This is a genomic window from Chromohalobacter beijerinckii (genome assembly GCF_023061185.1).
Taxonomy (GTDB): Bacteria; Pseudomonadota; Gammaproteobacteria; order Pseudomonadales; family Halomonadaceae; genus Chromohalobacter; species Chromohalobacter beijerinckii.
The window spans coordinates 1-26,905 of the sequence record NZ_JAKGAK010000003.1; the positions used below are offsets into that span (position 1 = coordinate 1).

At 61.9% G+C, this 26,905-nt stretch carries 26 protein-coding genes; 10 read left to right on the forward strand and 16 right to left on the reverse strand.

From position 1 onward, the window contains the following. Positions 1–526: 526 nt before the first annotated feature. From L1075_RS03490 to bfr, 3 genes are all read left to right on the forward strand, one after another. Positions 527–1,312, forward strand: a complete 786-nt coding sequence (locus tag L1075_RS03490; protein WP_246939951.1) for a hypothetical protein — start codon at positions 527–529, stop codon at positions 1,310–1,312. 586 nt (positions 1,313–1,898) lie between these two features. Further along, positions 1,899–2,102, forward strand: coding sequence for a (2Fe-2S)-binding protein (locus L1075_RS03495; protein WP_040243348.1), 204 nt, complete (start codon positions 1,899–1,901; stop codon positions 2,100–2,102). Positions 2,103–2,415: 313 nt separating this feature from the next. Further along, entirely contained in the window at positions 2,416–2,895 is a 480-nt protein-coding gene (bfr, locus tag L1075_RS03500; protein ID WP_040242989.1) for a bacterioferritin, read from the forward strand. 81 nt (positions 2,896–2,976) lie between these two features. Here bfr and L1075_RS03505 read toward each other — a convergent pair whose 3' ends face one another. The 5 genes from L1075_RS03505 to L1075_RS03525 all read right to left on the reverse strand — a co-directional run bounded on the left by L1075_RS03505 (position 2,977) and on the right by L1075_RS03525 (position 6,532). Beyond that, complete coding sequence (locus L1075_RS03505) at positions 2,977–4,071, reverse strand: 5-(carboxyamino)imidazole ribonucleotide synthase (RefSeq protein WP_246895726.1); 1,095 nt, start codon at positions 4,069–4,071, stop codon at positions 2,977–2,979. Then, positions 4,072–4,581 carry a 5-(carboxyamino)imidazole ribonucleotide mutase gene (gene purE, locus L1075_RS03510; RefSeq protein ID WP_246939954.1) on the reverse strand — a complete coding sequence of 170 codons (510 nt, stop codon included), beginning with the start codon at positions 4,579–4,581 and terminating at the stop codon, positions 4,072–4,074. Between the two features lie 99 nt (positions 4,582–4,680). Further along, positions 4,681–4,911 carry a DUF1653 domain-containing protein gene (locus tag L1075_RS03515; protein WP_246939957.1) on the reverse strand — a complete coding sequence of 77 codons (231 nt, stop codon included), beginning with the start codon at positions 4,909–4,911 and terminating at the stop codon, positions 4,681–4,683. Then, positions 4,908–5,732: a tRNA cyclic N6-threonylcarbamoyladenosine(37) synthase TcdA gene (gene tcdA / locus L1075_RS03520; RefSeq protein WP_246939959.1), complete on the reverse strand. Its 825-nt coding sequence runs from the start codon at positions 5,730–5,732 to the stop codon at positions 4,908–4,910. The genes L1075_RS03515 and tcdA overlap by 4 nt, the downstream gene beginning before the upstream one ends. Positions 5,733–5,746: 14 nt before the next feature. Continuing rightward, positions 5,747–6,532, reverse strand: a complete 786-nt coding sequence (locus L1075_RS03525; RefSeq protein WP_246939962.1) for a tRNA pseudouridine(65) synthase TruC — start codon at positions 6,530–6,532, stop codon at positions 5,747–5,749. A 65-nt stretch (positions 6,533–6,597) separates the two neighbouring features. Here L1075_RS03525 and L1075_RS03530 point away from each other — a divergent pair, with 65 nt between their 5' ends. From L1075_RS03530 to L1075_RS03555, 6 genes are all read left to right on the forward strand, one after another. After that, positions 6,598–7,485, forward strand: a complete 888-nt coding sequence (locus L1075_RS03530; RefSeq protein WP_097022125.1) for an EamA family transporter — start codon at positions 6,598–6,600, stop codon at positions 7,483–7,485. A gap of 58 nt (positions 7,486–7,543) precedes the next feature. Next, positions 7,544–8,272, forward strand: a complete 729-nt coding sequence (locus L1075_RS03535; RefSeq protein ID WP_246939965.1) for an SIR2 family NAD-dependent protein deacylase — start codon at positions 7,544–7,546, stop codon at positions 8,270–8,272. 100 nt (positions 8,273–8,372) lie between these two features. Further along, complete coding sequence (locus L1075_RS03540; protein ID WP_075368352.1) at positions 8,373–9,323, forward strand: bile acid:sodium symporter family protein; 951 nt, start codon at positions 8,373–8,375, stop codon at positions 9,321–9,323. A gap of 55 nt (positions 9,324–9,378) precedes the next feature. After that, a complete protein-coding gene (locus L1075_RS03545; protein ID WP_246939968.1) occupies positions 9,379–10,161 on the forward strand; it encodes a tRNA-uridine aminocarboxypropyltransferase in 783 nt (260 codons plus the stop codon). 122 nt (positions 10,162–10,283) lie between these two features. Further along, on the forward strand, positions 10,284–11,837 hold the full coding sequence (locus L1075_RS03550) for a BCCT family transporter (RefSeq protein WP_246939971.1): 1,554 nt from the start codon (positions 10,284–10,286) through the stop codon (positions 11,835–11,837). 271 nt (positions 11,838–12,108) lie between these two features. Next, entirely contained in the window at positions 12,109–13,662 is a 1,554-nt protein-coding gene (locus tag L1075_RS03555) for a BCCT family transporter (protein ID WP_246939974.1), read from the forward strand. 121 nt (positions 13,663–13,783) lie between these two features. Here the strand turns inward: L1075_RS03555 and L1075_RS03560 are convergent, their stop codons facing one another. The 4 genes from L1075_RS03560 to L1075_RS03575 form a co-directional block, all read right to left on the reverse strand. Next, a complete protein-coding gene (locus L1075_RS03560) occupies positions 13,784–14,644 on the reverse strand; it encodes a glycine betaine ABC transporter substrate-binding protein (RefSeq protein ID WP_075368347.1) in 861 nt (286 codons plus the stop codon). A 122-nt stretch (positions 14,645–14,766) separates the two neighbouring features. Then, positions 14,767–15,768 (reverse strand): 2OG-Fe(II) oxygenase family protein, encoded by a 1,002-nt coding sequence (locus L1075_RS03565; RefSeq protein ID WP_246939977.1) that lies wholly within the window; start codon positions 15,766–15,768, stop codon positions 14,767–14,769. Positions 15,769–15,825: 57 nt separating this feature from the next. Then, complete coding sequence (locus tag L1075_RS03570) at positions 15,826–17,103, reverse strand: M24 family metallopeptidase (protein ID WP_246939979.1); 1,278 nt, start codon at positions 17,101–17,103, stop codon at positions 15,826–15,828. 197 nt (positions 17,104–17,300) lie between these two features. Further along, positions 17,301–18,353: a HalD/BesD family halogenase gene (locus L1075_RS03575; protein WP_378112112.1), complete on the reverse strand. Its 1,053-nt coding sequence runs from the start codon at positions 18,351–18,353 to the stop codon at positions 17,301–17,303. Positions 18,354–18,357: 4 nt separating this feature from the next. Here L1075_RS03575 and L1075_RS03580 point away from each other — a divergent pair, with 4 nt between their 5' ends. After that, entirely contained in the window at positions 18,358–19,254 is an 897-nt protein-coding gene (locus tag L1075_RS03580) for a LysR family transcriptional regulator (protein ID WP_246895104.1), read from the forward strand. Here L1075_RS03580 and L1075_RS03585 read toward each other — a convergent pair. From L1075_RS03585 to L1075_RS03615, 7 genes are all read right to left on the reverse strand, one after another. Continuing rightward, the gene (locus tag L1075_RS03585; RefSeq protein ID WP_246939982.1) at positions 19,251–19,943 is read right to left on the reverse strand and encodes a DJ-1/PfpI family protein; all 693 of its coding nucleotides are present in this window, start codon (positions 19,941–19,943) and stop codon (positions 19,251–19,253) included. The genes L1075_RS03580 and L1075_RS03585 overlap by 4 nt on opposite strands. A 95-nt stretch (positions 19,944–20,038) precedes the next feature. Next, positions 20,039–20,752 carry a LysE family translocator gene (locus tag L1075_RS03590; RefSeq protein ID WP_246939985.1) on the reverse strand — a complete coding sequence of 238 codons (714 nt, stop codon included), beginning with the start codon at positions 20,750–20,752 and terminating at the stop codon, positions 20,039–20,041. A 66-nt stretch (positions 20,753–20,818) separates the two neighbouring features. After that, entirely contained in the window at positions 20,819–21,409 is a 591-nt protein-coding gene (locus L1075_RS03595) for a SagB/ThcOx family dehydrogenase (protein WP_246939988.1), read from the reverse strand. Positions 21,410–21,500: 91 nt separating this feature from the next. Next, the gene (gene solA, locus L1075_RS03600; protein WP_246939991.1) at positions 21,501–22,643 is read right to left on the reverse strand and encodes an N-methyl-L-tryptophan oxidase; all 1,143 of its coding nucleotides are present in this window, start codon (positions 22,641–22,643) and stop codon (positions 21,501–21,503) included. Between the two features lie 57 nt (positions 22,644–22,700). After that, a complete protein-coding gene (locus L1075_RS03605) occupies positions 22,701–23,915 on the reverse strand; it encodes a TraB/GumN family protein (RefSeq protein WP_040242967.1) in 1,215 nt (404 codons plus the stop codon). Positions 23,916–24,024: 109 nt separating this feature from the next. Continuing rightward, positions 24,025–25,236 carry a serine/threonine transporter SstT gene (sstT, locus tag L1075_RS03610; protein ID WP_246895101.1) on the reverse strand — a complete coding sequence of 404 codons (1,212 nt, stop codon included), beginning with the start codon at positions 25,234–25,236 and terminating at the stop codon, positions 24,025–24,027. Between the two features lie 203 nt (positions 25,237–25,439). Beyond that, positions 25,440–26,894 carry a TrkH family potassium uptake protein gene (locus L1075_RS03615; protein WP_246895100.1) on the reverse strand — a complete coding sequence of 485 codons (1,455 nt, stop codon included), beginning with the start codon at positions 26,892–26,894 and terminating at the stop codon, positions 25,440–25,442. Between the last annotated feature and the right edge of the window lie 11 nt (positions 26,895–26,905).

A 26,905-nucleotide genomic window follows, 5' to 3' on the forward strand; every position in this document is an offset into this window, starting at 1 on the left:
CACCATCATCGTGACGAGTTCTGTGGTCGCGTCCATAGTCGGCCCACTCGTGAACGAAATGTTGAGAGTGCAGCGTGTCAGCCATCGGAGCGTTTAGTCGCGGTAAAGGCTGCCGTAGCTCTGGAGGATTACGCTTTACATTGTGCTGACAAGGTGGCCGATCACAGGACGGCCACGATTACGCCGGGCACGCAGGCCCTCTTATTAGCGCTATACCGGAGCTTCCAGAAATACAAGTTGTTGCAGCGTTCGTGAAGCCGGAAAGAGCACGCGTAGCAGACAGATTGGCATCTTTTTCTCAAGACGTGAGACACGCGGAGCAAGCAGTTGCCTTCTGGTGGGACCTAGTCGGAGACATGGACGTGGCCCGGAATGAAGCAGGGAAGCAAACGGCCTGCGTAGATTTACATCCATTGAAACTGGCACGGAGTCACCGGGAAGAATTGAGAGCGCTTTTCAGGATTTTGAGAGGCTTTCTCAGTATACCTGTCGCATTATTGCAACAAATTTTATTTAGTGTTATATCTTGCAGGGAAAGATCGCTATCAACCACCTGAAAGCAGGAAAAAAAATGCTCCAAAAGCTTGAAGATATTTATCTAGGGATTCTAAGAGTGTTTGTCATTGTGATCTCAGGGCTTCTGCTCATGGGAGCAATAATATTCGGCCTCAGTTCATTGAAAGGGTTCGGTGATGGTCCTGAACGAAGAGGCTTTACTCCTAATGTTAAATATGAAACGATTAAAGAAGATATAGCATCAAACGATATTGATAGTACCACAAACAGCACTCGCACTGCACCCCAAAAAGAAGCAGGCAATGCAACAACACAGCAAGAAGCAATTGATCCAAATAAAAAGCATTACGAAAAAGCCGCTGATATAATGGGCAGTTTTGTTAAGTCGGTCGACGAGGTTAATTCGCTCGACAAGGAAAGTGTAGTTGGTATATTGCAACAGAGGGCAAAATCTTACAACACTAGGCTCACTTCTGTTTATGCTAGTGGATTGCCACAATATTTTGATAACATGCTGAGCGACAATCTCGTAATCGAAAAAGCTCGTCAAGAAGGTGCTTTTGAAATGCTCAACCAAGTATTAAATGCATATACTGATGAATTTAACCGTCAGTTAGATGAGGAAAATGCTCGACTTGCGGAGGAGCAACGAGAACATCGCCAAGACCAGGCCAATGCCTTGACTAACCTTTATGTTGCTGGTGGGGCTTTCGGTGGATTCTTGCTTATCGTTTTTCTCTCCATCTTTATTAAGATAGAAAGGAATTTAAGAAATATTAAGCCCATTTCCTCTTGAAGCAAGTGTTATTAGCTGGGAGCTTACCTCCCAGCTTTTCAGCCACACTTCGAATACATAATGCAAGGCACTTTCGATGTTTATCTAAGTTCTGGCAGGATCACCGCCTCTATCTGTCAGTGTAGTTATGATCTAATCAAGCTTAGAGGTGATCAACTTGCGTTACTTCCCGGAACGTAAGTAAGCATTCTCAAGAAAATGGCACCGCCCATGAGCCTGACCATCCCGGAACTCGCCGAGCGAAGGCATTTCGCCGCAACCCTTTACCATTGGAGGAAACAGGCCAGTAACCGCTCCATAAACCCCATCTTCTCGAGTTGAGTCGGGTTATGCACACTGGTGGCCTCTATTTAGGAGGACACCTTGAAACGAGCTGACCACCACACAGGCATACTGGCTGGGCCATCTGTTTCACGCGTCATCCCGGCAGCTGGCGTTGTCTCCGTTTAGCCCCACCTTTCAGCCACTTACCGGCACGTTAGCCGAAAGTCGAGCATCCGCCGAGCGAAAAGATAGTGATTGGGGGTTGAAAGTCTTTATGCGAATCATTTACATTCCCTATCAGAGCGATCAGCGAGGTGATGGAATGTACGTGTGCATATGCCGAGGCGTGACCGACAATGCCATTCGCGAGGCCGTTGAAGACGGTGCGCGTAGTTGGCGAGAAGTGCGCGAGCGCACCGAGTGTGCGACTCAGTGCGGCCGCTGTGCCTGCACGGCCAAGGCCATCACGCGTGATGCCATCACCCAGGAAATGATGCCGAGCGCGGATCTCGCCTACGCCGTCTAGCCGTTGCATCGCTTATAAACGCTTCGCTGCTTACCGATCATCGCCAACGCCGCTATCCCATTGGGTAGCGGCGTTTTCGTGTCTGGACTGAGTCATGCTTGTCTCCGCGAGGCGAGAGCGGAGTGGCAATCGTTCTCGCCTGTTATTTCCAATCCTTCACAAATGCGGCGTTTTCGCGGCAAGATCTTGTCTTAATTCGACTTTTTCGGCGAAATAGTCGATACTCCCTGTATCCCATGGCGGTGGCGGCTGGGCCGTGTCTGGCTGGCCATCTCGCCTTAAAACCAAATGAATCTGCAAGGGAGACGTGACGATGAAAGGTGATGCCAAGGTCATTCAGTACCTCAATACCGCACTGGGCAATGAACTGGTCGCCATCAACCAGTACTTCTTGCACGCCAAGATGTACAAGGACTGGGGGCTGGCTAAGCTTGCCAAGTGGGAATACGACGAATCCATCGAAGAGATGCGCCATGCCGACGAGCTGATCGAGCGCATCCTGTTCCTCGAGGGCATTCCCAACCTGCAGGATCTGGGCAAGCTGCACATCGGCGAGAACACCAAGGAAATGCTCGAGTGCGACCTCGCCATCGAGAAGACGGGCTGGCAGGACCTGGTCGACGCCATCGCTTATTCCGAGGAAGTGCGCGATTACGTCAGCCGTGACCTGTTCCGCCGCATCCTCAACGACGAGGAAGAGCACATCGATACAATCGAGACTGAACTCGGCCTGATCGACAAGGTGGGAATCCAGAACTACCTGCAGCAGCAGATGAGTGCCGACGACGAGTGATCGCGTCGCTGCCATGCTGATACGAGATGCCCGCCAATTGGCGGGCATCTTGCGTTACGGCGGGTGGAGCGCGGCGAGGTCTTAGCCCAGGTCGTTGACCAGTAGTGCTTCGATATCGGCGGTGCGTTCGGCCAGCGTGGCCGCGTCGGGGGCGAGCACCGTGATATGGCCGATCTTGCGGCCGGGGCGGAGCGCCTTGTGGTAGTCGTGCAGGTGCGCGCCGGCAACGCTGAGCACGGCGTCACGCTCGGGGAAGGCGCCGATGATGTTGAGCATGGCGCAGGGCACGAGCCGCGTGGTCTCGCCAAGCGGCAAGCCGGCGATGGCGCGCAGGTGGTTCTCGAACTGGCTGGTCGTCGCGCCTTCGATGCTCCAGTGCCCGGAATTATGCACGCGGGGGGCGATTTCGTTGGCGAGCAGCTCGCCGTCGCGGGTGACGAAGAATTCGAAGGCCATGACGCCGACGTAATCCAGCGCCTCGAGCACGCGTGTGGCGTAATCGGTGGCTTTGGCTTGCAGCGGGTGATCGGGCTGCGGCTCGGCGCGATGCAGGATGCCCTGGCGATGCTCGTTGCGCGACAGCGGCCAGACCCGCACTTCGCCGTCGCGGCCACGAACGGCGATGGCAGAGACTTCGTGATCGAAGTCGACGAAGCCTTCCATGATCAGCGGTACATCGCCTAGTTCGGCGACGCTACCGGGGACGTCCTCGGCGCTGCGAAGTACCTTCTGGCCCTTGCCGTCGTAGCCCAGGGTGCGCGTCTTGAGCACCGCCGGCAGGCCGATCTCGGCCACTGCGCGGTCCAGGTCGTCCTGGCTCTCGATCAGCGCGATGGGGGCAATGGCGATGTCCAGCGACTGGAACAGCGATTTCTCGGCGCCACGGTCGCGTGCCGTTTCAAGCGCCTTGGCCGGGGGAAAGGCCGGGCGCTGCTCGGCGAGCTGGGCCAGGGCCATCGTCGAGACGTTCTCGAATTCGAAGGTGAGGACGTCGCTAGCCTCGATCAGCGCCTGGTGCGCTTCCTCGTCGTCCCACTCGGCGCAGAGATGGACGCCATGGATGGCGGCGCAGGCTTGGGTCGACGGATCGAGAAAGGTAAAGCGCATGTCCAGCGGTGCGCCCGCTTGCGCCAGCATCCGACCCAGTTGGCCGCCGCCCACGATACCGATATTCATTCATTCCTCCTGCGTGTCGTCGGTGGGACGCGGGTCAGGCGCGTCGAGCACCTTTTGTGTCTGTGCGTCGCGATAGGTTTCCAGCGCCTGACGAATATCCGGATACTTGTTGCCCAGCATGGCGGCGGCGAGCAGGGCGGCGTTGATGGCGCCGGCCCGGCCGATGGCCAAGGTGCCGGTGGGAATTCCCGCCGGCATCTGGACGATGGAGAGTAGCGAGTCGACGCCGCTGAGCATGCTCGATTGCACGGGCACGCCGAGCACCGGCAAGGGCGTCTTGGCAGCGGCCATGCCGGGTAGATGCGCGGCACCGCCGGCCCCGGCGATGATGACTTCCAGGCCGCGGTCGGCGGCGCCGGCAGCGTAGTCGAACAGCAAATCCGGCGTACGGTGGGCCGAGACGACCTTGACCTCGTGCTCGATACCCAGTGCCTCGAGCGTGTCGACGGTGTGACACAGGGTCGCCCAGTCGGACTTCGAGCCCATGATGACACCAACCAGTGCGCTCATGCGTTCTCTCCTTCGGATGTGTGGCAACGTCATGGCGTCGCGCGAAACGAGAAGCGCGGCATTATAGCATCAGCGCCCTCGCTCAGCGACGCACGCCGCTCAGCGGAAGGCGGCCTCGAGCTCGAAGCGCGCGACCGGTTCGCCGGCGACCTCGACGGTCTCGCAGAACATCGTCAGGGGGCGCACCCAGAGGCCATAGTCGCCGTACAGCGCGCGATAGACCACCAGCGGTTCTTCGGTCTCGCTGTGGTGTGCGACACCCAGCACTTCGTAGCTGGCGCCCTTGTAATGACGATAGATGCCGGGGATCGGGCGTGTCTCATGGCTCATGAGGGTATCTCCGTAACGTGGGAATCGGCCGGTTCGCGCTCGGCTTTGGCGGCGAGCCGTGCGAGCGTGCGCGAGGCGGCCACGAAGCCGAAGCTCCCGGTGACGAAGGTGGCCGCACCGACGCCGGAAGCGCAGTCGAGACGCGTGGACTCGCCATTGCCGGGTTTTTGCTGACAGACCTCGCCATCGGCGTTGGGGTAGACGAGCTGCTCGTCAGAGTAGACGCATTCGACGCTGAAGCGTCGCTTGGGATTGCGCGAGAAGCCGAAATCCCGCCGCAGACGCGCGCGCACCTTGGCCAGCAGCGGGTCGTGCTCGGTGCGCGTCAGGTCGGCGACGCGGATCCGCGTGGGGTCGGTCTGGCCGCCCGCCGCGCCGGTGACGGTCAGGCCGATCTTGCGGCGCTTGCACCAGGCGATCAACGCGCTCTTGGCGACAACGCTGTCGATGGCGTCGATGACGTGATCGGCGTCCTCGGGCAGGCGCTCGGCGAGGTTGGTCGGCGTCACGAAGGCGGTGTCCGCATGCACGGTGATCCCGGGCTGAATGGCACGGCAACGCTCGGCCAGCACCTCGACCTTGGGCCGGCCGATGGTGCCGTCCAGCGCGTGCAACTGGCGGTTGACGTTGGATACGCAGACATCGTCGAGATCGATCAATGTCAGGGTGCCGATGCCGGCGCGGGCCAGGGCCTCCACGGCCCAACTGCCGACGCCACCCACGCCGATGACCACGACGTGCGCACGGCGGAAGAACGCGGCGGCTTTGGCGCCGTAAAGTCGGCGGATGCCGCCGAAGCGGAAATCGTAATCGTCGTGCATGTGATCTTTCCTCGTTACCGGTCGTGGCCGGTGGGCCATAGCGAAACAGGGCGCGTCTCATGCCAGTCGACGTTTGTCGCCGGGGCGTGGCCCTGCCAACCGAAGCGCGCGAACAGTGTGCGCATGTCGTCGGCCAGGGGTGCGTCGAGTTGCAGCGTGCGCGCTTGCTCGGGGTGCCAGATCGTCATGCCCACGGCCGCCAGCAACAGGCGCGGGCTTTCCAGATGATCGCGGAAGAAGCGGTTGTGGGCGCCCTTGCCGTGTTTGGCGTCACCGATGATCGGGTAGCCACGCCGCGAAAGGTGGCGGCGAATCTGATGCCGTCGGCCGGTCCAGGGCTGGGCCTCCATCAAGGAATAGCGCACCTGGGGGTAACGGTCGATGCGTACCGGCAGTTCGACGCTATCGAGGCGGCGCACGGCAGTCCAGGCGGCAAGCTCGGGCATTTCCGACTTGGGGCGTTTGCCGTCTTCCTCGCGCAGGCCGTAATCGAGCACGTCTTGCTCCGGGCCGACGCCCCGCACCACCGCCAAGTACCGCTTATGGACGCGATGCGCGGTGAATTCCTCGCCCAGCGCCTTGGCCATCTCCGGGTCGAGGGCGAACAGCAACAGCCCCGAGGTCGGCCGGTCGAGCCGGTGCACCGGATAGACGTGGCGCCCTAGCTGATTGCGCAGGGTTTGCAGGGCGAATACCTGCGCATCGGCGGCGATCGCACTGCGGTGGACGAGCATGCCCGAGGGCTTATGCACGGCAACCATGCGCTCGTCCTGATAAAGTATGGGCAATTCCGACGTCATGAAGGGGCCTTCGGTTCGCTCGAAGGGCGCCTATTGTCGATCTTGCCACCAAGGATGTACAGCCGATGATGCTAGGGGTCGTCACGGGCCTATTGGGTGCTCTGTGTCAGGCGATTTATTATTTCGTAGCCGCCTATGTGGGCAGCCGTTACACGCTATCCACGCGCGCCATGCTGGTGTTTTCCCATCTGTTGATGGGCGGCGTCTCGTTGCTGGGAGTGGCGCTGCTGCTGCCGGGCAGCGGTGCGCGCCTGGAGGCGGTATGGTTGCCGCTGCTGGCGATGAACGTGTGCTACCTCGGAGGCCAGGCGGCGCTGTTTCGTGCGCTGCGGCGAGACGTGGCGTCGCGCGTCTCGCCGCTGCTGGGTCTCAAGGTCGTGCTGCTGGCCGGCGTGACGGCGCTGGCGGCGGAGCAGGCGTTGAGCGTTCTGCAGTGGGCGGCGGTGATCCTGTGTGGTGGCGCGGCGCTTGCCATGAGCCTGGCGGGCGGACGGCTCAAGCCTTCGGCGGCGGGCTGGATCCTGGTTGCGGTGGCCGGTTATTCGGGCTGCGATTTGGGCGTGGTCGCGCTGACCCGCGGCATCGAGGTGCCGGGCCTGCACGGCGCGTTGCTGTCGGTGTTCCTGGCGTATAGCGTGGCCGGCCTGCTGGTGGCCCCGGTGGGCATCGGGCTCTCCAAGCGCCAGTGGCGCAAGGCGCTCAAGACGTGGCCGGTGGCGTCTGCGTGGCTGGTATCGATGCTGCTGATGTTCATCGCCTTCAATATTCTGGGCGCGGTCCACGGCAATATCATCCAGTCGTCGCGGGGCATCCTGTCGATCGCCCTGGCGTTGCTGGCCACGCGGTTGGGCGTGGGCCTGGCCGATCCGCTCAAGCGCGGGCGCGTGTTCTATCAGCGTCTGGCGTGCGCGGTAGTGATGGCGGGCGCCATCGTGTTATTTCAATTGGGTTGAATCACATTCATTTCCTTGAACAACATTCACTTCTTGAACCACATATCGCGAGGTAGGCATGAGCGAGCATCAGGCACCGCATCTCGTCGTCCTCACCGGGGCGGGTATCAGCGCCGAGAGCGGCCTGAAGACGTTCCGCGACGGCGACGGCCTGTGGGAAAACCATCGCGTGGAGGATGTCGCCACGCCCGAGGCCTTCGACCGCGATCCCGAAAGCGTGCTGCGCTTCTACGACGAGCGCCGCGAGCAGACGCGTCAGGCATCGCCCAACGCCGCGCATCACGCGTTGGCCGAACTCGAACGAGCCGGGTTCCGCGTCAGCGTCATCACCCAGAACATCGATGACCTGCACGAGCGGGCTGGATCGCGCGATGTGCTGCATCTGCATGGCGAGATTCTCATGGCGCGCTCGAGTGCCGACCCTAGCTTGCGCTACCCGGTGGGGCGGCAGGGCATCCGGATGGGTGAGTTATGCGACAAGGGCAGCCAACTACGTCCGGACGTGGTGTGGTTCGGCGAGCCGGTGCCGCGTTACGCCCAGGCCTGCGACGTGGTCGCCGAAGCGGATTTCGTGCTGGTGGTGGGCACATCGCTGGCGGTGATGCCGGCGGCGATGCTGCTCGATCAAGCGCCGATTGAAGCGCCATGCTTGCTCGTCGACCCTCAGGCAGAGTCTCTCGCGCCGCGTGGCGTGCGCGCCATTTCGCAACCGGCGAGCCAGGGCGTGCCGCCGCTGATCGAGCATTGGCGTCACGCGGGCGCGCTGTGGATGCCGGACTGGGCCTGACGCCGAGGCGCTTCGCCTGCGCCACGTTTTACGGCACACTATTGCCTCCCTTCGATACAACAAGGTGCATAAAGCACCGACGAAACACGCTAGGACACTCATGCCAATCTTCGAACGTATCAATCGTCTGTTTCCCGTCTGGGCCATCTTGCTGGCGGTCATCGCCGCCCTGGTGCCGGAGCTGTTTACCGGCTTGGCCGGCTATATCAAGGCGCTATTGGTGATCATCATGTTCGCCATGGGGCTGACGCTCACCAAGGGCGACTTCGCACGCGTGGTGAAGTCGCCCAAGCCCATCGCCGTGGGCGTCATCCTGCAGTTTCTGGTCATGCCGCTGGCGGCACTGCTGGTCTCTCGGGTGCTGGGCCTGTCGCCCGAATTGACCATCGGCATGGTGCTGGTCGGCGCCACGGCGGGCGGAACTTCCTCCAATGTGATGACCTGGCTGGCCGGCGGCCATGTGGCGCTGTCGGTGTCGATGACCATGGTCTCGACACTGATCTCGGTGGTCGCCACGCCGTTGATCACCTTGCTGCTGCTGGGCCAGAGCATCGATGTGCCGGTGCTGGGCATGCTGCTGAGCATCGCTCAGTTGGTGGTTGCGCCCATCGTGCTGGGCGTGGTGATTCATCACCTGCTGGGTACGCATATTCAACGTGTGGAACCGGCCTTGGCCACACTGGCCATGGCGTCCATCGTTTTGATCATCGCCATCGTGGTGGCGCTCAATGCCGGACGCTTGAGCACGCTGGGGCCCATCGTGGCGCTGGCGGTCATCGCGCATAACGGCATCGGCCTCGCGGCGGGCTACGGTCTGGCGCGGGCGCTGCGCTTCGACACGCGTACCGCGCGCACCATCGCCTTCGAGGTTGGCCTGCAAAATTCAGGGTTGGCGGTGACGCTGGCGAATCAATTCTTCACCGCAGGTGCGGCGCTGCCCGGCGCCTTGTTCTCGGTGTGGCACAACGTTTCCGGTTCGCTGCTGGCGGGATACTGGAAGCGTCGGCATGCTTCGAACGCGCCGCCCGCAGCCTCGACACCGCGTGGATGAAAGCCTGGCCGGGCATGCTAGAATGCCCGGCCTTTTCGACCCAGCCTGATGTCTCATGCATGAATCCCACGATGCACCGGCCGATTCAGCCACGACGGTCTCCGGTTATGACCCCGATGCGCCGCGCAAGCCGTTCAATGCGCGCGGTAGCTTCGTCTCGCGCTGTCCGGAGTGCCGGCTGCCCAAGCTCAACTGCTTGTGTCCGTACCGTGTGGCAGCCGAGAGCCGCGTACGTTTCTGGCTTTTGACGCATCCCATCGAGCACTACAAGCCGACCAATACCGGTCGTTTGATTAGCCATATCCTGCCTGAAACCGAAGTCTTCACCTGGTATCGCACCGAACCCGATCCGCGGCTTCTGGCACTGCTCGATGACGACCGCTTTGCGCCGTTCGTCGTCTTTCCCGACGACCAGGCGGATTACGCCGAGCGCGTAGTGGGCCCCGAGGCCGTCGATGCGGCACTGGCCGACTCGCGCACGCCGGTGTTCATCCTGCTCGACGGCACCTGGCGCCAGGCGCGACGGATCTTCCGGCGTAGCGAGTACCTGGCCTCGCTCCCGGTACTACCGCTCAAGACATCACGCCTGACGCGCTACCGGCTGCGCAAGGCCGCCTCCAGCGAGCATCTATGCACCGCCGAAGTCGCCGCCGAACTGTTGCGCATCAGCGGCGACACCGAGGCCTCGGCGATCCTCGACGACTACTTCGAAGTGTTCAACGAAAACTACGCCTCCAGCCGGCGTGATCGGCCCGGCGAGGCACCTTCCGGCGCGATGCAACGTTTGCTCGAGCGGCGTGGCGACGCAGATGGCGCAAGCGATTCGAATCGCACATGATCGGCGACCTTGTCTGCTTTTATGGCGCTGGACGCCCCCCGATGTTGAAATTTCGATTTGCCGTCTAAGACCAAGGTCGGTAGGGTGTGCGCCCCTCACGCGACTATCGGAACCGGAAACAGATGACTCAACACGATGCGAGCGCCACGCGCTCGGGAACGCGTTTTGGCGACCCGACGGTGATGGGGCTGACGATTGGCTTCATCGTGCTGTTCGTGGCGCTATCGCTGACCGATGCCGACGCCATGACGGCGGTGATCGGCGCCGGGTTTGCCTGGACGGCGAAGACGTTGGGCGCCTATTTCCAGCTCTTGCTGCTGTTGACCTTCCTGATCGCCGTGGGCGTCGCCGCCTCGCCTGCGGGCCGCGCGCGCATCGGCAATCGAGAACGCCCGGACATGGGCACCTTCAAGTGGATATCGATCATCCTGTGTACGCTGTTGGCTGGCGGTGGCGTCTTCTTTGCCGCCGGTGAGCCGGTCTATCATTTCGTGGTCACGCCGCCGGCGTTTTCCAGCGAGCCGGGTACGGCGGCGGCGGTGCCTAATGCGTTGGCACAGTCCTTCATGCATTGGGGCTTTCTGGCCTGGGCGGTGCTCGGCACCCTGGCGGCCATCGTGCTGTCGCATCATCACTATGATCGTGGCCTGCCGCTGCAGCCGCGCACCCTACTGGCGCCGCTGTTGGGCGAGGAGCGCATGCGCGGCGTGTTCGGCGGCGTGGTGGACGCGGTCTGCGTCATCGCCGTGGTGGCCGGTACCGTGGGCCCCATCGGCTTTCTGGCAACCCAGATGAGCTTCGGCCTGCATACGCTGTTCGGCGTGGCCGAGGGCTATGGCACTCAGTTGATGATCCTCATCGTGCTGGGCGGGGTCTACGTGACGTCAGCAATCACCGGCATCGACCGAGGCATCCAGATCCTGAGCCGTTTCAACGTCATGCTGGCGTTGGTCATCGGCGCGGCGATTCTGCTCTTCGGGCCGACGCAGTTCCTGTTCGATAGCTGGTTCCAGGGTTTCGGCACCTATGTGGGGTCGTTCTTCGAGATGGCCACCATGACCCCGCAGACCGCGCCGGATTGGTGGATGAAGTGGTGGACGGTGTTCTTCTTCGCCTGGTTCATCGGCTATGCGCCGCTGATGGCGATCTTCGTGGCGCGTATCTCGCGGGGGCGTACCATCCGTCAAATGGTCGTCGCCGTGGCCGTGCTCGCCCCCGTGGCCACCTCGGTGTGGTTCACACTGCTGGGTGGTTCGGGGATCTTCTACCAGATGAGCGGCGCCATCGATCTCAGCGAAGCGCTCAACAACTTCCAGTTCGATGTCGCTACGTTGACGGTGGCGCAAGCGCTACCGGGCGGTAAGTTGATGGCGCTGGCGGTGCTGGTGCTGACCACGATCTTCGTGGCGACCACCGGCGACTCCATGAGCTACGCGATTTCCGTGGTCAATGCCGGTCATGACGACCCCCAGCCGGCGCTGCGCGCGTTCTGGGGCGTGGCGATGGCGTTGATGGCGGCGATTCTGCTGTATATGGGCGCGGGGCAGATCAGCGTGCTGCAGCAATTCATCGTGATCACCGCGATCCCCGTGTCGCTGGTGCTGCTGCCCTCGCTGTGGCTGGGGCCACGCGCCGCGCAAGCGATGGCCAAGCGTCAGGGGATCGTCGCCTCGTAATCGACGGTCGATACCTTGCATGTCTTGCGCGTAAAGCGCCCCGGCATATCGCATGCCGGGGCGCTTGTCGTTGGACGCGAGGGTTTTACTCGCTGGCCCCAGCTATTCGTCGATCACCTGAGTGGGCGATGCGAACGATGTGAATGGCACATGATCGGCGACTTTGTCTTCTTTTGCGGTGCCGGACGCGCCCGATGTTGAGATTTCGATTTGCCGTGTTCGACGAAGGTCGGTAGTGTGCGCGCCTCACGCCTATCGGAACTGGACATTGATGACTCAACACGATGCGAGCGCCACGCGCTCGGGCACGCATTTTGGCGACCCGACGGTGATGGGGCTGACGATCGGCTTCATCATCCTGTTTGTGGCGTTTTCGTTGCTCGATGCCGACGCGATGACCGCGGCGATCGGCGTGGGATTCGCCTGGACGGCGAAGAATCTGGGGGCCTATTTCCAGCTGCTGCTGTTGTTGACCTTCTTTATCGCCGTGGGCGTGGCGGTATCGCCTGCGGGCCGCGCACGCATCGGCAATCGAGAACGTCCGGACATGGGCACCTTCAAGTGGGTGTCGATCATCTTGTGCACGCTGCTGGGCGGAGGCGGTGTGTTCTTTGCCGCTGGCGAACCTATCTACCATTTCGTGGTCACGCCGCCGGCATTTTCCAGTGAACCGGGTACGGCGGCAGCGGTGCCCAATGCGCTGGCCCAGTCCTTCATGCACTGGGGGTTTCATGCCTGGGCAGTGTTAGGCACGTTGGCGGCTATCGTGTTGTCGCATCATCACTATGATCGTGGCCTGCCGTTGCAGCCGCGCACGCTGTTGGCGCCGCTATTGGGTGAAGCGCGTATGCGCGGCGTCTTAGGTGGCGTGGTGGATGCCGTCTGCGTCATCGCTGTGGTCGCCGGCACCGTGGGCCCTATCGGATTTTTGGCGACGCAAATGAACTTCGGCCTGCATGCGCTGTTCGGCGTGGCTGAGGGCTATGGCACCCAGTTGATGATCCTCGTCGTGCTGGGTGGGGTCTACGTAAGTTCGGCGATCACCGGCATCGATCGTGGCATCCAGTTTTTGAGCCGCTGCAATGTCATGTTGGCATTGGGTATCGGCGCCGCGATCCTGCTCTTCGGGCCGACGCAATTCCTGTTCGATAGCTGGTTCCAGGGCTTTGGCACCTATCTGGGGTCATTCTTCGAGATGGCCACCATGACCTCGCAGACTGCGCCGGACTGGTGGATGAAGTGGTGGACGGTGTTCTTCTTTGCCTGGTTCATTGGCTACGCGCCGTTGATGGCGATCTTCATGGCGCGTATATCGCGGGGGCGTACCATTCGTCAGCTGGTCGTCGCCGTGGCCGTGCTCGCTCCTGTGGCCACCTCGGTGTGGTTCACGCTGTTGGGCGGCTCGGGGATCTTCTACCAGATGAGCGGTGCCATCGATCTGAGCGAAGCGCTCAAGAACTTCCAGTTCGATGTTGCCACGCTGGCGGTGGCCCAGGCGCTGCCGGGCGGCAACCTGATGGCGCTGGCGATTCTGATGCTGACCACGATCTTCGTGGCGACCACCGGCGATTCCATGAGTTATGCGGTTTCCGTGGTCAACGCCGGCCATGATGACCCCCAGCCGGCGCTGCGCGCGTTCTGGGGCGTGGCGATGGCGTTGATGGCGGCGATTCTGCTGTACATGGGCGAGGGGCAGATCAGCGTATTGCAGCAATTCATCGTGATTACGGCGTTCCCTGTGTCGCTGGTGCTGCTGCCCACGCTGTGGCTAGGGCCGCGCGCCGCGCAGGCCATGGCCAAGCGTCAGGGGATCGTCACGCCGTAATCGACGGGCGATGCCTGGCATGAAAAGCGCCCCGGCATGTTGCATGCCGGGGCGCTTGTCGTTGTGGGCGAGGCCCCGTGTGGACCAGGCCTCGTGTGGATCAGACGCTGTGACTAGCAGGTCATTCGCCGGCGGCGAGCCACTCGTCGACGAGGTCCTGGTTGTCTTCGATCCAGGTCTCGGCCCCTTCCACCGGGTCGCCGGCCTGTTCGATCTCGGCCATCAGGCCGCCCAGGCTGTCGTCATCCATGTGCCAGGCGTTGAGCACCTCGGTGAGCCAGGGGTCGTCCTCGGTGAAGCCGGGGCGCGAGAACCAGTAGATGGTTTCGTTGTCGCCGTAGACGTTCTTGGGGTCCTCGAGGTATTTGAGGTCGTACTCGGCAAAGGCCCAATGTGGACTCCACAGCGTCACGACAATCGGCTCTTCCTGCTGGTAGGCCGCATCCAGCGCGGCCATCATGGCCGGCCCGGAGCTGTTGACCTGTTCCATGGGGAGTTCGTACTCGTCGATGGCCTCGTCGGTCAGACCGGCGATCGCCGAGCCGGAGTCGATGCCCAGGATGCTGGGACTGCCCTGGTAGCCGTATTCCTCGGCTTGCGCCTTGAGTTCGGGAATGGTGTCGATGTCGGCATAGCTCGGCACCACCAGGCCTAGCCCGGTGCCTTCGTACCAGGCGCCGTTGATTTCGAGCTGATCCTTGTAGGGCTCGAGATAGCGCGCATCGGTGTTGGGGAGCCAGATTTCGAGCGAGATGTCGAAGTCGTTGTTGGCAAGGCCGCTATAGAGGGCGTTCTTGCTGACATCGGAGAGTTCGACATCGTAATCGTACCGGTTTTCGAGGATGAGCTTCCACATGTTGGCGACCGCGACGTTCTCGGCCCAGTTGTTGGTACCGATTACCAGCGTCTTGTCCTCGGCTTGTGCGGTCGTGGCGGCCGTGAAGATTGCCGCGGCTGCCAGGGGGTACAGAACCTTTTTCATAACGTTATCCCTCGGTTTTTTGTGTAAAACGAAAATTCCATATTATATCTATTCGACGCATCGCGCCTATCGATAGCTGCGGGCGCTTACCCAGAGCCCTCCGGCGAGCGGGCAAGGCCGGTTCAGGTGTCGGCGGCGGGCGCGCGTTCCAGGCCCTGAAATTCGACGAAGGCCTGCATCCGCTCCCACAGTCGGTCGCCGTAGATATAGCCGCCGTCGCCGGCCGTGTCGGGCGCCTCGATATGGGCATCCACTGCGGGTTCGAAGAAGAACGGGATCGAGTGCCGCGAGCGGGTGCCACCGACGATGCGATGCTCCGTGGCTTGAATGCGCCCGCCGGACCAGTCCGACAGCAGGCGGCCGAAGTTGACCACCAGGGCATGCTCACGGGGCGGTACTTCTTCCCAGTCGCCGCTTGGCGTGCGCACTTGCAGGCCGCCGACCTGGTCCTGCCAAAGCAGCGTGATGAAGCCGTTGTCGCAATGCGGCACGCCGACCATCCAGCGCCGCGCATCGCCGCTGCCGTCGACGGCCGGCATCGCGGCCAGCGTCTCGGCCGGACGCTCGGGATAATGGATCAGGCGCAGCGTCGAGTTGCCGTGGGCGAAGGGCCGCGTGAGTGTCTCGCGCGACATACCCAGCCCCTCGGCCAGCGCCCCGGCGATCACGCCGCCGAGCGATTCCATGGCTTCATAGTAGGTGGCGACGTCCGCCGACCAACCCGATAGTTCGGATTCCGTCGGCTGCGGCGTGGATTCGCGCAGCGGGTCGCCGCTCTGGGTATCCGCTCGCTCGGGGTGAGCAACGTCCGGGCCGAGGTCGATGCCTTCCTTCCAGGTCGGGTCCTGATTCTGGGGCGGAAAATAGCCGCGATAGACATTGCGGTTGGCCGGTTCGAACTTGTGCCGCGCCAGGCGTCGTTTGGCGGCCGTGTCGAGCTCGAAAAAGCGCAGCAGCCGCGCATGGATGTCGTCGGGTAGATCCAGTTGCGACGGGGCGATGCCCACGGTCATGAAGCCGGAGCCGCACGCGGCATCGACGATGGCTTGGCGCGTCTCGTCGCGCGCTGGGTCGTCGGCGAGTAACGGCGTCAGGTCGATATGCGGAATCAGCGTCTGGCTCATGGGGCTCCTCGGGTGGCGGATGGACGCAACAGTTGTCAGATGGCGTCGGCTGACGTGTCACTCGGCCAGCAATCGCTCATCGAGATGATAGTCGGAAAGCAATTCGACCTGACCGTCGTCGCGAATGTAAAGCTGCTCCTCGAGCTTGACGCCTTCGCCACCGTCTTCGTGGCCGATGTAGCTCTCTACGCAGAGCGTCATACCCGGCTGCATGATGCCGTCGTAGCCTTTGTCGTCGATGTCTTCGCGGTGAACGATATACGGATATTCGCCGGTCATGCCGACGCCGTGGGCCAGCGCAAAATAGCGACGTGCCTTGTAGGGCTGGGGAATCTGCCAGGCCTTCTCGGCGTACTCCTTGAATGACATGCCCGGCGCGATCAGGGCCATGTTATGGCGCACCTGGTCGAAGGCCATGCGATAGAGCTCGCGCTGGGTAGACGTCGCCTTGCCATCGCCGCACAGGAAGGTCCGCGAGAAATCGGCGTAGTAGCCATACCGGCCGACCACGTCGGTATCCAGCGCGACCAGCTCGCCGGCCTGCATCGCTCTATTGGAGCACTCCTGGAACCAGGGGTTAGTGCGCGGCCCGGAGTTCATCAGCCGCGTTTCGACATAGTCGGCGTCGGTGGCGATGATGTGCTGGTGCAGCTGCGACCAGACCTCGTTCTCCGTGGCGCCGGGACGAATCGCCGCTTCCAGCTTGCGTACGCCGTTCTCTACCGCGCGCAGTGAGCTGCGCACCATCTTGATTTCGTTGGGCACCTTGATGGCGCGGGCCCGCTCCAGCGGAATCTGGGCATCGCAGATCTGCCAGCCATGTTCGACCAGCGCGAAGGCGGCGTGCGAGGTGGCGCTTTCGATGGCCACCTTGTCGCCTTTTTGGCCGCCACACTGGCGCACCAAGTCGTCGATTTCTGCCGCCCAGGCTTGGGTGGTCTGCTGCAGATTATCTTCACAGAAGTAATAGGAAATCGCCGTCGCTGGACGTGTCTCGTCGATGCCGGGCAAGCCTTCGGTCAGGTGACTGCAGCCGGAGAATTCGAACATCACCACCGGGCCTTCTGCCGGCACGAAGGCGTAACGCGCTGGATTGCGCGCCGAGTAGACCTGCATGTTGCGGGCGCCGGTCGCGTAGCGTACATGGGTCGGGTCGAACAGCACGGCGGCGACGATATCGCGTTTCTTCAACTCTGCCCGGGTACGCGCCAAGCGATCCAGAAGAATCTGCTGGATTTCTGACTGTGTCGGTTCGCACTCGGCGGGATCGTGCGTCGGCGCCAGGATATCGGTGCCTTCCAGCAGGGAAGGCAGTGTGGATGACAAGCGGGTCATGGTCGTTGGTCCAGTCATGGAAGTTGCATCAGCGTGATTTATCTAGACAGCAATATCGAAACGCGCTGGAACGCAGGCGAGCGATGGCCAGGCAAGGCGGAAGTCGGCGAAAAAGCGGAGTTTAGGTTCCTAAATGAGTATTTTGAGACGACTTCCAACACAGCATGGCCGAGCGCAGCCCGTTCCAGGCGTTTCGATCAGTCGAGCAGGCCGTCGGCGCGAACTTCACGGCGTTTTTCTGCCTCGATGTGCGCTTCCGAGACCCGGCCGTAGAGCTGGCGCGTGCGCTCAAGACGCCCCACCACGCCCGGCTGTTGCGAGTAGGCGAAGATCGCGGTGTGACGCTCGCGCTGGCCGCTGACGCGTGTCACGCGGTGCAGCGAGTAACGGCCCTTGAAGAGCTGCAGGTCGCCGGGACGAAGCAGCAACGTACGCGGAGTGGTCGTGTCCTCGCCGCGAATCACCGCGCCGACGCCGTCGTAGTTCTCGCCCGCTGGCGTACGGATGTTGGGGCAGTACTGGAACTCGCCGCCGCTGTCCGGTATGTCGGTCATCATCGTGACGATGTATTCGTTGGTATCGTAGTGCCAGGGCTGCTCGGTGCCCGGTGGGAGGACGTTCTGCACCAGGCCGGCGAACGGGTCGGCGTACTCAAACACTTCTTCCTCGTCCAGGCATGCGGCGACCAGGCGTTTCATTGCCGGCGAGACGTAGAGCTGTTGAATTACCGTATCGGCGGGAATCATGTCACGGGTCACGAAGCCGCTGGTGCGCTCCATGAAATGCCGCCGGGGATCGCTCTCGGGGAGGCTTTCGTCGTCGCTGGTGAACCAGGCGTTGACGCGACAGCTGGAATAATAGCTCTTGGTCGCGAGTTCACGCCCTTCGTTGCGAGCCTGCTCCAATGCATCGGAGCGCAGGAAGCCACGAAGCACGGCGCAGCCTTCGCGGTCCAGGTCCTCGCGTACCCGGGCAATCTCAGCCTGAAGGCGCGGGTCGTCGACGTCATGCAGCGGATAGCGGTCGGTGTCGACCAGTTCGCTCAGGTCGGTGCGCTCGGCATCGGCGAGCCAGCGCTGAGTCGGCTTGTGATCGACGTCGGGGTCGGTCGCGGCAGCAGTCGTCGGCATGGGAAATGTCCTTTCGATCAGCAAGGTGTCAGGTGACAGGACGTTGCCGCCGTGCAGGTTGGGCGGCCCGTCGATGTCCTCTATGCTGGACAGAACCATCTCATCAGTAAAACGAGTCATTTCAATGTCAGCCATCGGAAATTCCGATAGTGCGGCGCTGGCCGCGTTGGACAGCGACCTGCTGCTGGCCTTCGTCACCGTGGCCGATAGCGGTGGCTTCACCGCTGCGGCGCGCTATCTGCACAAGACCCAATCGACCATCAGTCTGCGTATCAGCACCCTCGAATCGCGCCTCGATACCTTGCTGATCGAGCGTGGCAGCCGTCGGCTCACGTTGACCGGCGATGGCGAGACCTTTCTCGTCTACGCGCGGCGCCTGTTGCAGCTGCAACGCGAGGCGATCGCGGCGCTGGGGCGTTCGCAGCCGGTGACGCTGCGCTTCGGGCTCCCGGAGGATTACGCCGATACCTGGTTGCCGGCACTACTCGAACGCTTCGGCGCTCGGCATCCCGAGGTCCACGTGCATATTCACTGCCGCATGTCGACGGAATTGCTGGAGCAGCTTGAGAAAGGGTCGTTGGATATCGTGCTGGCAGTGCAGCATGAACCGAGTAGCGGTGGACGCCCCGTGACCACGGAGGAGGTGGTCTGGGCGGCGCATCGACGTTTCGAACTCGACGCCGAGCGACCGATTCCACTGGCGCTGTTTCCGGAGCAGTGCGTCTACCGGCGCCGGGCGTTGGCCGCGCTGGCCAGCATCGGTCGCGACTGGCAGCTCGTCTCCACCAGTCAGAGCCCCAGTGGGTTGAAAGTCATCGTGGGGCAGGGGCAAACCTTGACGGTTGGTGAGCGACGCCTGCTACCCGAGGGATGGAAAGTGATGGGTGCCGCCGAAGGCTTGCCGCCATTACCACCGGCCGTGCTCGAGGTGCATCGTTCCCCCAGCCCGATGCACCCGGCCTTCGATGACTTCGTCGCCTTGATCGCCGAGGTGCTGGAGGAGGGTGATCAGCAAGCCTAGCGTCTAGCAGCGTAACGCTCGGCCAGGTATTGCGCCTGGCGGTAACGTGAGGCCTGCAGCTCGGCCATGTCGGCGACGACGTGGTCGTGGATGGCGGCTGGGGCTGTTTCGGGGCGTCCGGCATCAAACGGCGGTGCGGGAGCATATTCGAGAATCAGTTGAGCACGCTGAGCGGTCTCGTCATCGGTTAACTCTGCGATGACGGTCAGCGCAAAATCGATTCCGGCGGTGACACCGCCGCCTGTGATGATCTCGTCATCGCGCACTACACGTGCCGGGTCCGGGATAGCACCGAACAATGGCAGCATGTCGCGCCACGCCCAGTGACAGGCGGCTCGTCTTCCGTGGAGCAGGCCCGCCGCTCCCAGAATCAATGAGCCGGTGCATACCGAGGTCACGAACTTTGCGGTGCCGGCCAAGTGTCGAATGGCGTGGATAAAACGGATGTCCTCCGCCGCATCGAGGCAGCCCAGGCCACCGGGAACGCAGAGAACGTCGCAAGCCGCGATCTCTGTCAGGTCGTCCAGGTTGGAAAACGTCAATCCTTGAGCGTCGACGGGTTCTCCGCCAATGGATGCGACCACTACATCGATTTGCGGCACACGCGAGAAGAATTGATGAGGCCCGGTGAAATCCAGGTGCGTTACGCCGGGGTAGATCGGTATGACGATACGTATCTTCGAGTCCACGATAGCTTCCTCTGTAGAAAGGGGTCGAGGTATAGATTAGCGTGAACCGTAATAGCCTAGAATGACTTATTGTATCGAAACCTCTATTTCCCGGCTTAAGCTTGGCGTTTCGCCAACGCCAACCACCCGGCCAGGCTAACCATTAGCGAGCCGCTGATACCATCCAGCCAGCGTTGCCGGCTCAGACTGATGCGGCCGCGCCCGAGTAGATGTCCCGCGCCGGCATAGAGCAGCGCGCAAACGAACTCGATCAAGATATAAGCCAGTCCCGCCAGCATGATGGCCGGTGCGAACGACACGCTATCGGTATGCAAAAACTGCGGCAGGAAGAGCGCAAACAGCACATACGCTTTGGGATTGGAGAGCGCGACCAGCGCTTCCCGACGGAGCAGCGACCAGGCCTGTGCGGCCTCGATGTCCTCGCTCGGCGCTACCGCTTTAGGTCGCCAAGCCGTGAGCAATGATCTCACTCCGAGATATGACAGATACGCCACGCCAATCCACTTGAGCACGCTGAAGAATATCGCGGAGGTTGCCAGCCAATGCCCGAGCCCCACCGCGACACCGACCACCATCAAGGCGAATGCTGCGAAGCGTCCGCAGGCCGCCGTCATGGCAGGCGCGACACCGACATGGAAACCATTGGAAAGCGATAAGAGTTGATTGGCGCCAGGCGTTAAAGCCATGACTATGGACGCACCGATCAGGAGCGGCCAGTCGATGGAGGTAACCGCACCCGGGAACGCCTGTGTCATGACCACGATGATCAGCGCCATCAGGCCACTGCAGAATAATGGGACGCGGATCATGGTCACTCCTTCCTTGGTGGAAAACCGTCAGTGGCTCTCGGACATCGTTTATTCCGTCGGGGCCCGTTACTGCTTAGCAGCCGGCCAACCGAAGCACAAATGGATTAGCGGCATTATAGGCGCTTCGAGGGCCAGTGCTTCTAACGTGGCCTCGTCGCGGAAGCCAGCGACGAGCACGCTGCCCAGCCCCTCGGCCGTTGCTTGCAACTGCATGTTCTGAGCTGCGGCGCCCGCCTCGATCCAGGCGTAGCGTTGGCCACGTGACCCGTAAGGTGGTTGATCGCTGAAGGTTTGAGTCGCGGCCCCTATGTCGGCACAGATCGTGATAATGCCGGCTGCCTGGCCGATCCAAGGTTGCTCCTCGAGTGCCGCGTACTGGAGTGCATCTCGTATGTCGTGGTCGAGGTGCGTTTTCAACCTGCAGCTTTCGGGGTCGAAGGTGTAGGTCGCCGCGTCCAGGTCGCGAATGCGCCCGGCTATCGCTAATAGCTTGAGAGGGTAGAGAGAACTCGCCGAAGGCACGCTGCGTTTGCCATCAGCATGGGTAATCCCCTGAGCGGTCTCCAGCAGTCTGTCGAGGAGTGCGCGAGGAACCGTTTGCGGGCTGAAATCACGACAGCTATAACGCGACTGGATGGTGTGCTCGAACGAGGCCATATTTCTCTCCTTATCTTGTTGGATCGGAAATAACGGATGGCTCCCAAGCGCTGACGGCGGCATTGGCTCCATTCGAGCTGAGTCCGCGGGTTTACCGGAAACGTTCGAGCGTGAAGGGCGCGAGTTCTTCTGGACGTTCACCCGTTGTTAGCCAATGGCCGAGTGCCTCGCCGATCGCTGGTGCGAACTTGAAACCGTGGCCGGAGAAACCGCAGGCCACGAAGAGTCCGGGCATTGCCTCATCGATCAGAAAACCCTCGTCAGGTGTTCGAATGTACTCGCATACGGCACCTTCGCGTAGTGCGCCGATGCCAGGCAAATGACGGCTGGTTAGAGCGAGAAGGTCGTTGAGGTCTTCGGGATAGGCACCGAACTCGGCCAGTGGCTCGTCTGCATCCACCGGTTGTCCGCCATCATGACGGCCCACCTTGAAGCCCTGATCGTCGAGGTCGGGAAACCCGTAATAGTCGCCGATGCTGCCCGTGAAGCTGAAACCGGGGAAGCATAGCGGCGTATAACGTGAATCCGCATCAAACCAGGCGAAGACTTTGCGTACGCGTTGCAAGGGCAGATGTAGGCCGAGTTGTGCGCCTAACCCAGTGACGGCGCGCCCGGCACTGAGTATCAGACGCTCGGCGCTCCAATGGCGTCCATCCCGGGCGATGGCGGTGAACCCTTCGCCATTGCGTTCGAGCCGCACGATATCGGCGTCGTCATGCCACGCGACGTTACGGCTGGTTTCTAGGGAGCGGCGCCAAGCGTTGATGATCGGCTCGGTCAAGAGTACGCCCGCGTCGGGTTCGAAGTAGGCTCGTTGGCTTGTATCGAGCCGCCACCCCGGGAAACGGTGCATGGCTTCATCGGCGGAAAGGCATGTCAGCGGCAGATCATGAAGGCGGGCGCTGTTTGCTACTTCGCGGAGAAACGGTTGTTCCGGATCGCCGATATTGGCAACTCCCACACGATGAAAAACGCCGCCGTCGACATGCTGGTCCAGGGTTTGCCAGAGGGTGTGAGCGCGGCGTGCCAAGCGCACGTATTGGTCGCCCTCACCATAGGCCACTCGGATTAGGCGTGTATGGCCATGATGCGCACCTTCACGATGAGGCGGTGCACATCTGTCCAATACGCCGATACGGTGCTGTCCCTCCACGGCAAGCGCATTGGCGATGGCCAGACCCATGGTGCCGGCGCCGACGAGCAGAATGTCCAAGTTGGATTCGTGAGAACTCATAAGCCCTCACGTTACACTTTCACATGGCACTTCGGTAGCGCCTAGCGTTTGGTGGCCTTACCCGAACAACTGCCCGGCGATGCGTAACCCGGCGATCCAGGTGCCGGCGGCGGAGCCCAGCGTGGCGAGCAGGAATACCAGCAGCGTGCGGGCGACGCGGTTTTTCCACCAGCCGCGCGGTGAGCTGACGTCGCGGCGCAGGCGCGAGAAGTCACCCACTGTGGGGCGACGCAGGGCCAGTTCGACACCGGCGGCGACGAAACCGGCGCCGATGGTCGGATTGAGCGAGGTCAGCGGTGCGGCGATGAAGGTCGCGATGATGGTCAATGGATGCGCCAGCGCGATGGCGGTGCCCAGCGCCGAGAGTACGCCGTTGATCAGGAACCACTCGCCGACCAGTGACCAGCCGAGGCCGGTATCGCGGGAAAAGCCGATGGCGAAGCCGGTCAGCACCAGCGCGACGATCACCCACGGCAGGGCTTTCCAAAGCTTGGAGCGGGCCGGGGTGACTTCCAGTGAGCGTCGCTCCTCGTCGATGGCTTCGGCACTGGGCGGTTGTTGCCCTAGCGTTTGGAGATGTTCTCCCAGCCCCTTCATGTGACCGGCGCCGACCACCACCAGGATATGCCGTGGCGCTTTCCCGGCGACTTCCTCGCGTAGGCGAAGCGCCATGTAGCGATCGCGCTCGCGGATCAGCGGTGTGTACAGCGACTCCGACTGTTCGGCGAACTCGGCGAAAGTCGATTCGAGCACATCGCCTTCCTTGAGGCGCTCGATCTCCTCGCTGGAGACCTTTTTGCGCGAGACCACGCTGCCCAGCAGCCCTGAAATCAGGCTCATGCGTTGCCACCAGGGCACGTTGTGATAGATGCGCTTGAGGGTCACGCCGATTTCGCGATCGACGAGATACAGCGGCAAGTCCGCACGCTGGGTCTCCTTGATCGCCATCTGCATCTCGGCACCCGGCGTCACGCCGGACTGCTCGGCGACGCGTTGCTGAAAGGCGCCCAGCGCGAGGCTGGCGGCGACCATGCCCGCCTTGCCCTGACGCAGGACCTGGAAGAGATCCATCTTGGCCATGGCATCGGGCTGGGTAACGCTCTGGTGGCGCGTGGGGCACAGCTCGATGGCGACGGCGTCGAAGTCGCCGGAGCGGATCAGCTCGCGGACCTCGTCAGCGCTGGCGCGCGAGACGTGGGCGGTACCCAAAAGGGTATAACGGGTCTCACCCTGATCGATGACCTGGCGAGGGCCGGCGTGAGTATCGGGCATGCGGCGTTTCGCTTCGGTGGCGGAAAAGCTCGATTATCCACGATGGCAGGGGGCGGGCCAAACCCGGCCCCGCTCGAGGATGGAGCGAGCGGGGCGTCGAACGTACGAATCAGCGCTTGGCGCGGCATGCCGCGGCGGTAAACAACACGTCGGTGGACGAGTTCAGTGCGGTTTCCGTGGCGTCCTGCACGACGCTGATGACGAAGCCGATGGCGACGACCTGCATGGCCACGTCATTGGAGATGCCGAAGAGGCTGGCGGCCATCGGGATGAGCAGCAGGGACCCACCGGCGACGCCGGAAACGCCGCAGGCAGCGAGTGAGGCGACGATGCACAACAATAGCGCCGAGGCGAAGTCTACGCCGATTCCTAGAGTATGGGCGGCTGCCAGGGTGATTACCGAGATGGTGATGGCGGCACCAGCCATGTTGATGGTCGCGCCTAGCGGGATCGAGATCGAATAAGTATCGGCGTCCAGGTCGAGACGCTCGCAAAGCTCCATGTTGACGGGAATGTTAGCGGCGCTACTGCGTGTGAAGAATGCGGTGATGGCACTGCCACGTAGGCAGGCGAACACCAGTGGATACGGGTTGCGCCGGGTGGCCAGGAACACGATCAAGGGGTTAGTGACCAGCGCCACGAACAGCATGCAGCCGACGATGACGGCGAGCAGGTGCGCGTAGTCGAGTAGGGCATTCATACCCGTATCCGCGAGCGTGCCAGCGACCAGACCGAAGATGCCCAGCGGCGCAAAGCGGATCACCAAACGCACGATGTTGGAGACGGCATCGGAGAAGGCGTTGAGTACCCCGAGGGTCGTCTCCGAGGAGCCGCGCAGCATCATGCCCAACCCGATCGCCCACGCCAGGATACCCACGAAATTGGCGTTCATCAGCGCGTGAATGGGATTGTCCACGACGTTGAGCAACAGGTTGCGCAGGATCTCGGCGATACCGCCCGGCGGTTCGCCGCTTGCCTGGGGCGCGTCGATGATCAGCGTGGTGGGAAGCGCGAAACTGGCGACGACGGCCACCAAGGCGGCGCACAGGGTGCCGACCACGTACAGCAGCAGCACGCCGCGAATATGCGTGGGCTGGCCGCGCCGGTGATTGGCAATGGCCGCCATGACCAGCAGGAAGACCAGTACCGGTGCCACCGCTTTCAAGGCGGAGATGAACACATCACCCAGAAGCGATATCGAGGCGGCGGCGTCGGGCCAGGTGGTGGCCACGACGATGCCGAGCACGATACCGATGACGATTTGCGGGATGAGCCCTAGGCGGGCTACCGCACGTATAGGGTTTGCGAGGCTGGTGGACATGACGCTTTCTCGAGGCTGAATAACGGATAAAGGCCCGTCGCGGTGGGCCGGGAAGCGCGCATGGTAGCATTGCCGTCATCGCGATACCCGACGAATCGGCCTCGCTGGTCTTAGCCTTTAGTGAAAAGAGAGCGTGAAATCCCGCTTACCTAGCATGGATAGTAGAGATTTCGCAAAATTATAGTGAATAGTGCCATATTGACTCAGCGTCGCCAGAACGCGGGCGTGAACAGCACCAGGATGGTGAAAATTTCCAGGCGCCCGAACATCATCGCCATGACCAGTGTCCACTTGGCGAGGTCCGGCATGTCACCGTAGTGAGCCGACACGCCGCCTAGCCCCGGGCCCAGGTTATTGAGGGAAGAGCCCACCGCTGACCAGGCCGTCACCTGATCCAGCCCGGTGGCAAGCAGAATCAATAGCATCAGCACGAAAAGCAGCATATAAGCGGAGAAGAAGCCCCACACGGCTTCGGCCACGCCGCTGGAAATACGCATCTTGCCGACCTTGACCGAAAACACCGCATTGGGGTGAATCAGGCGGTGGATCTCGCGCAAGCCTTGCTTGAGGATCAACAGGATGCGAATCACCTTTATGCCCCCGCCGGCGGAGCCCGAGCAGGCGCCGACGAAAGCGGCGATGAACAGCATGAACGGCAAAACCCCCGGCCAAGCGGTGAAGTCGGCGACACCGAAACCGGTGGTGGTGGCCACTGACACCACCTCGAACAGGCCATGGCGCAGCCCTAGAGAGTCGTCGTAGTCGTAGGTGCCGCTCAATATGAGCGTAGCGATGGTGATGGTGACCAGTAGCGCCAGAAAGATGATGAAGAAACGGAACTCCGGGTCGACCAGATAATGGCGCAAGCGCTTCTCGCGCCACACCGCGAAGTGCAGCCCGAAGCTCAACGATGAGACGATCATGAAAAACACGCAGATCAGCTCGATGGTTGCGCTGTCGAAATAGCCGATGCTGGCGTCGTGGGTCGAAAAGCCACCGACGGCGACGGTCGAGAAGCTATGCCCGATGGCATCGAACCAGCTCATGCCCGCCAGCCAATACGCCAGGAAACACGTCAGGGTCAGGGCGGCATAGATGTACCACAGGGCCTTGGCGGTTTCGGTGATACGTGGCGTCAGCTTGGAATCCTTGAGCGGGCCAGGAATCTCGGTGCGGTAGAGCTGCATGCCCCCGATGCCCAGTGTCGGCAGGATCGCCACCGCCAGTACCACGATCCCCATGCCGCCTAGCCACTGCAGTTGCTGGCGATAGAAGCGGATCGACTCGGGCAGCAAGTCGATGCCGGTGAGAATGGTGGCACCGGTGGTGGTGAGGCCGGAAAACGATTCGAACACGGCGTCGGTGAACGACAGCGACGGGTCCGCGGCGAGCATCAGCGGCAGCGAACCGAACAGTCCCAGTACGCTCCAGAACATTACGGTGATCAAAAAGCCATCGCGGGTACGCAGTTCGCGACGCGCATTGCGCGCGGGCCAGTACAGCAGTGCCCCGGTGACGAAGGTGATGCCCAGCCCGATGACGAAGGCATCCCAGGTGGCGTCGTCGAAGATCAACGAAATCACCACCGGCGGCACCATGGTCAGGCTGAACAGCATGAGCAATAGCCCGACGATCCTCAGGATCACCAGAAAACTCATGGCAGTCGCCT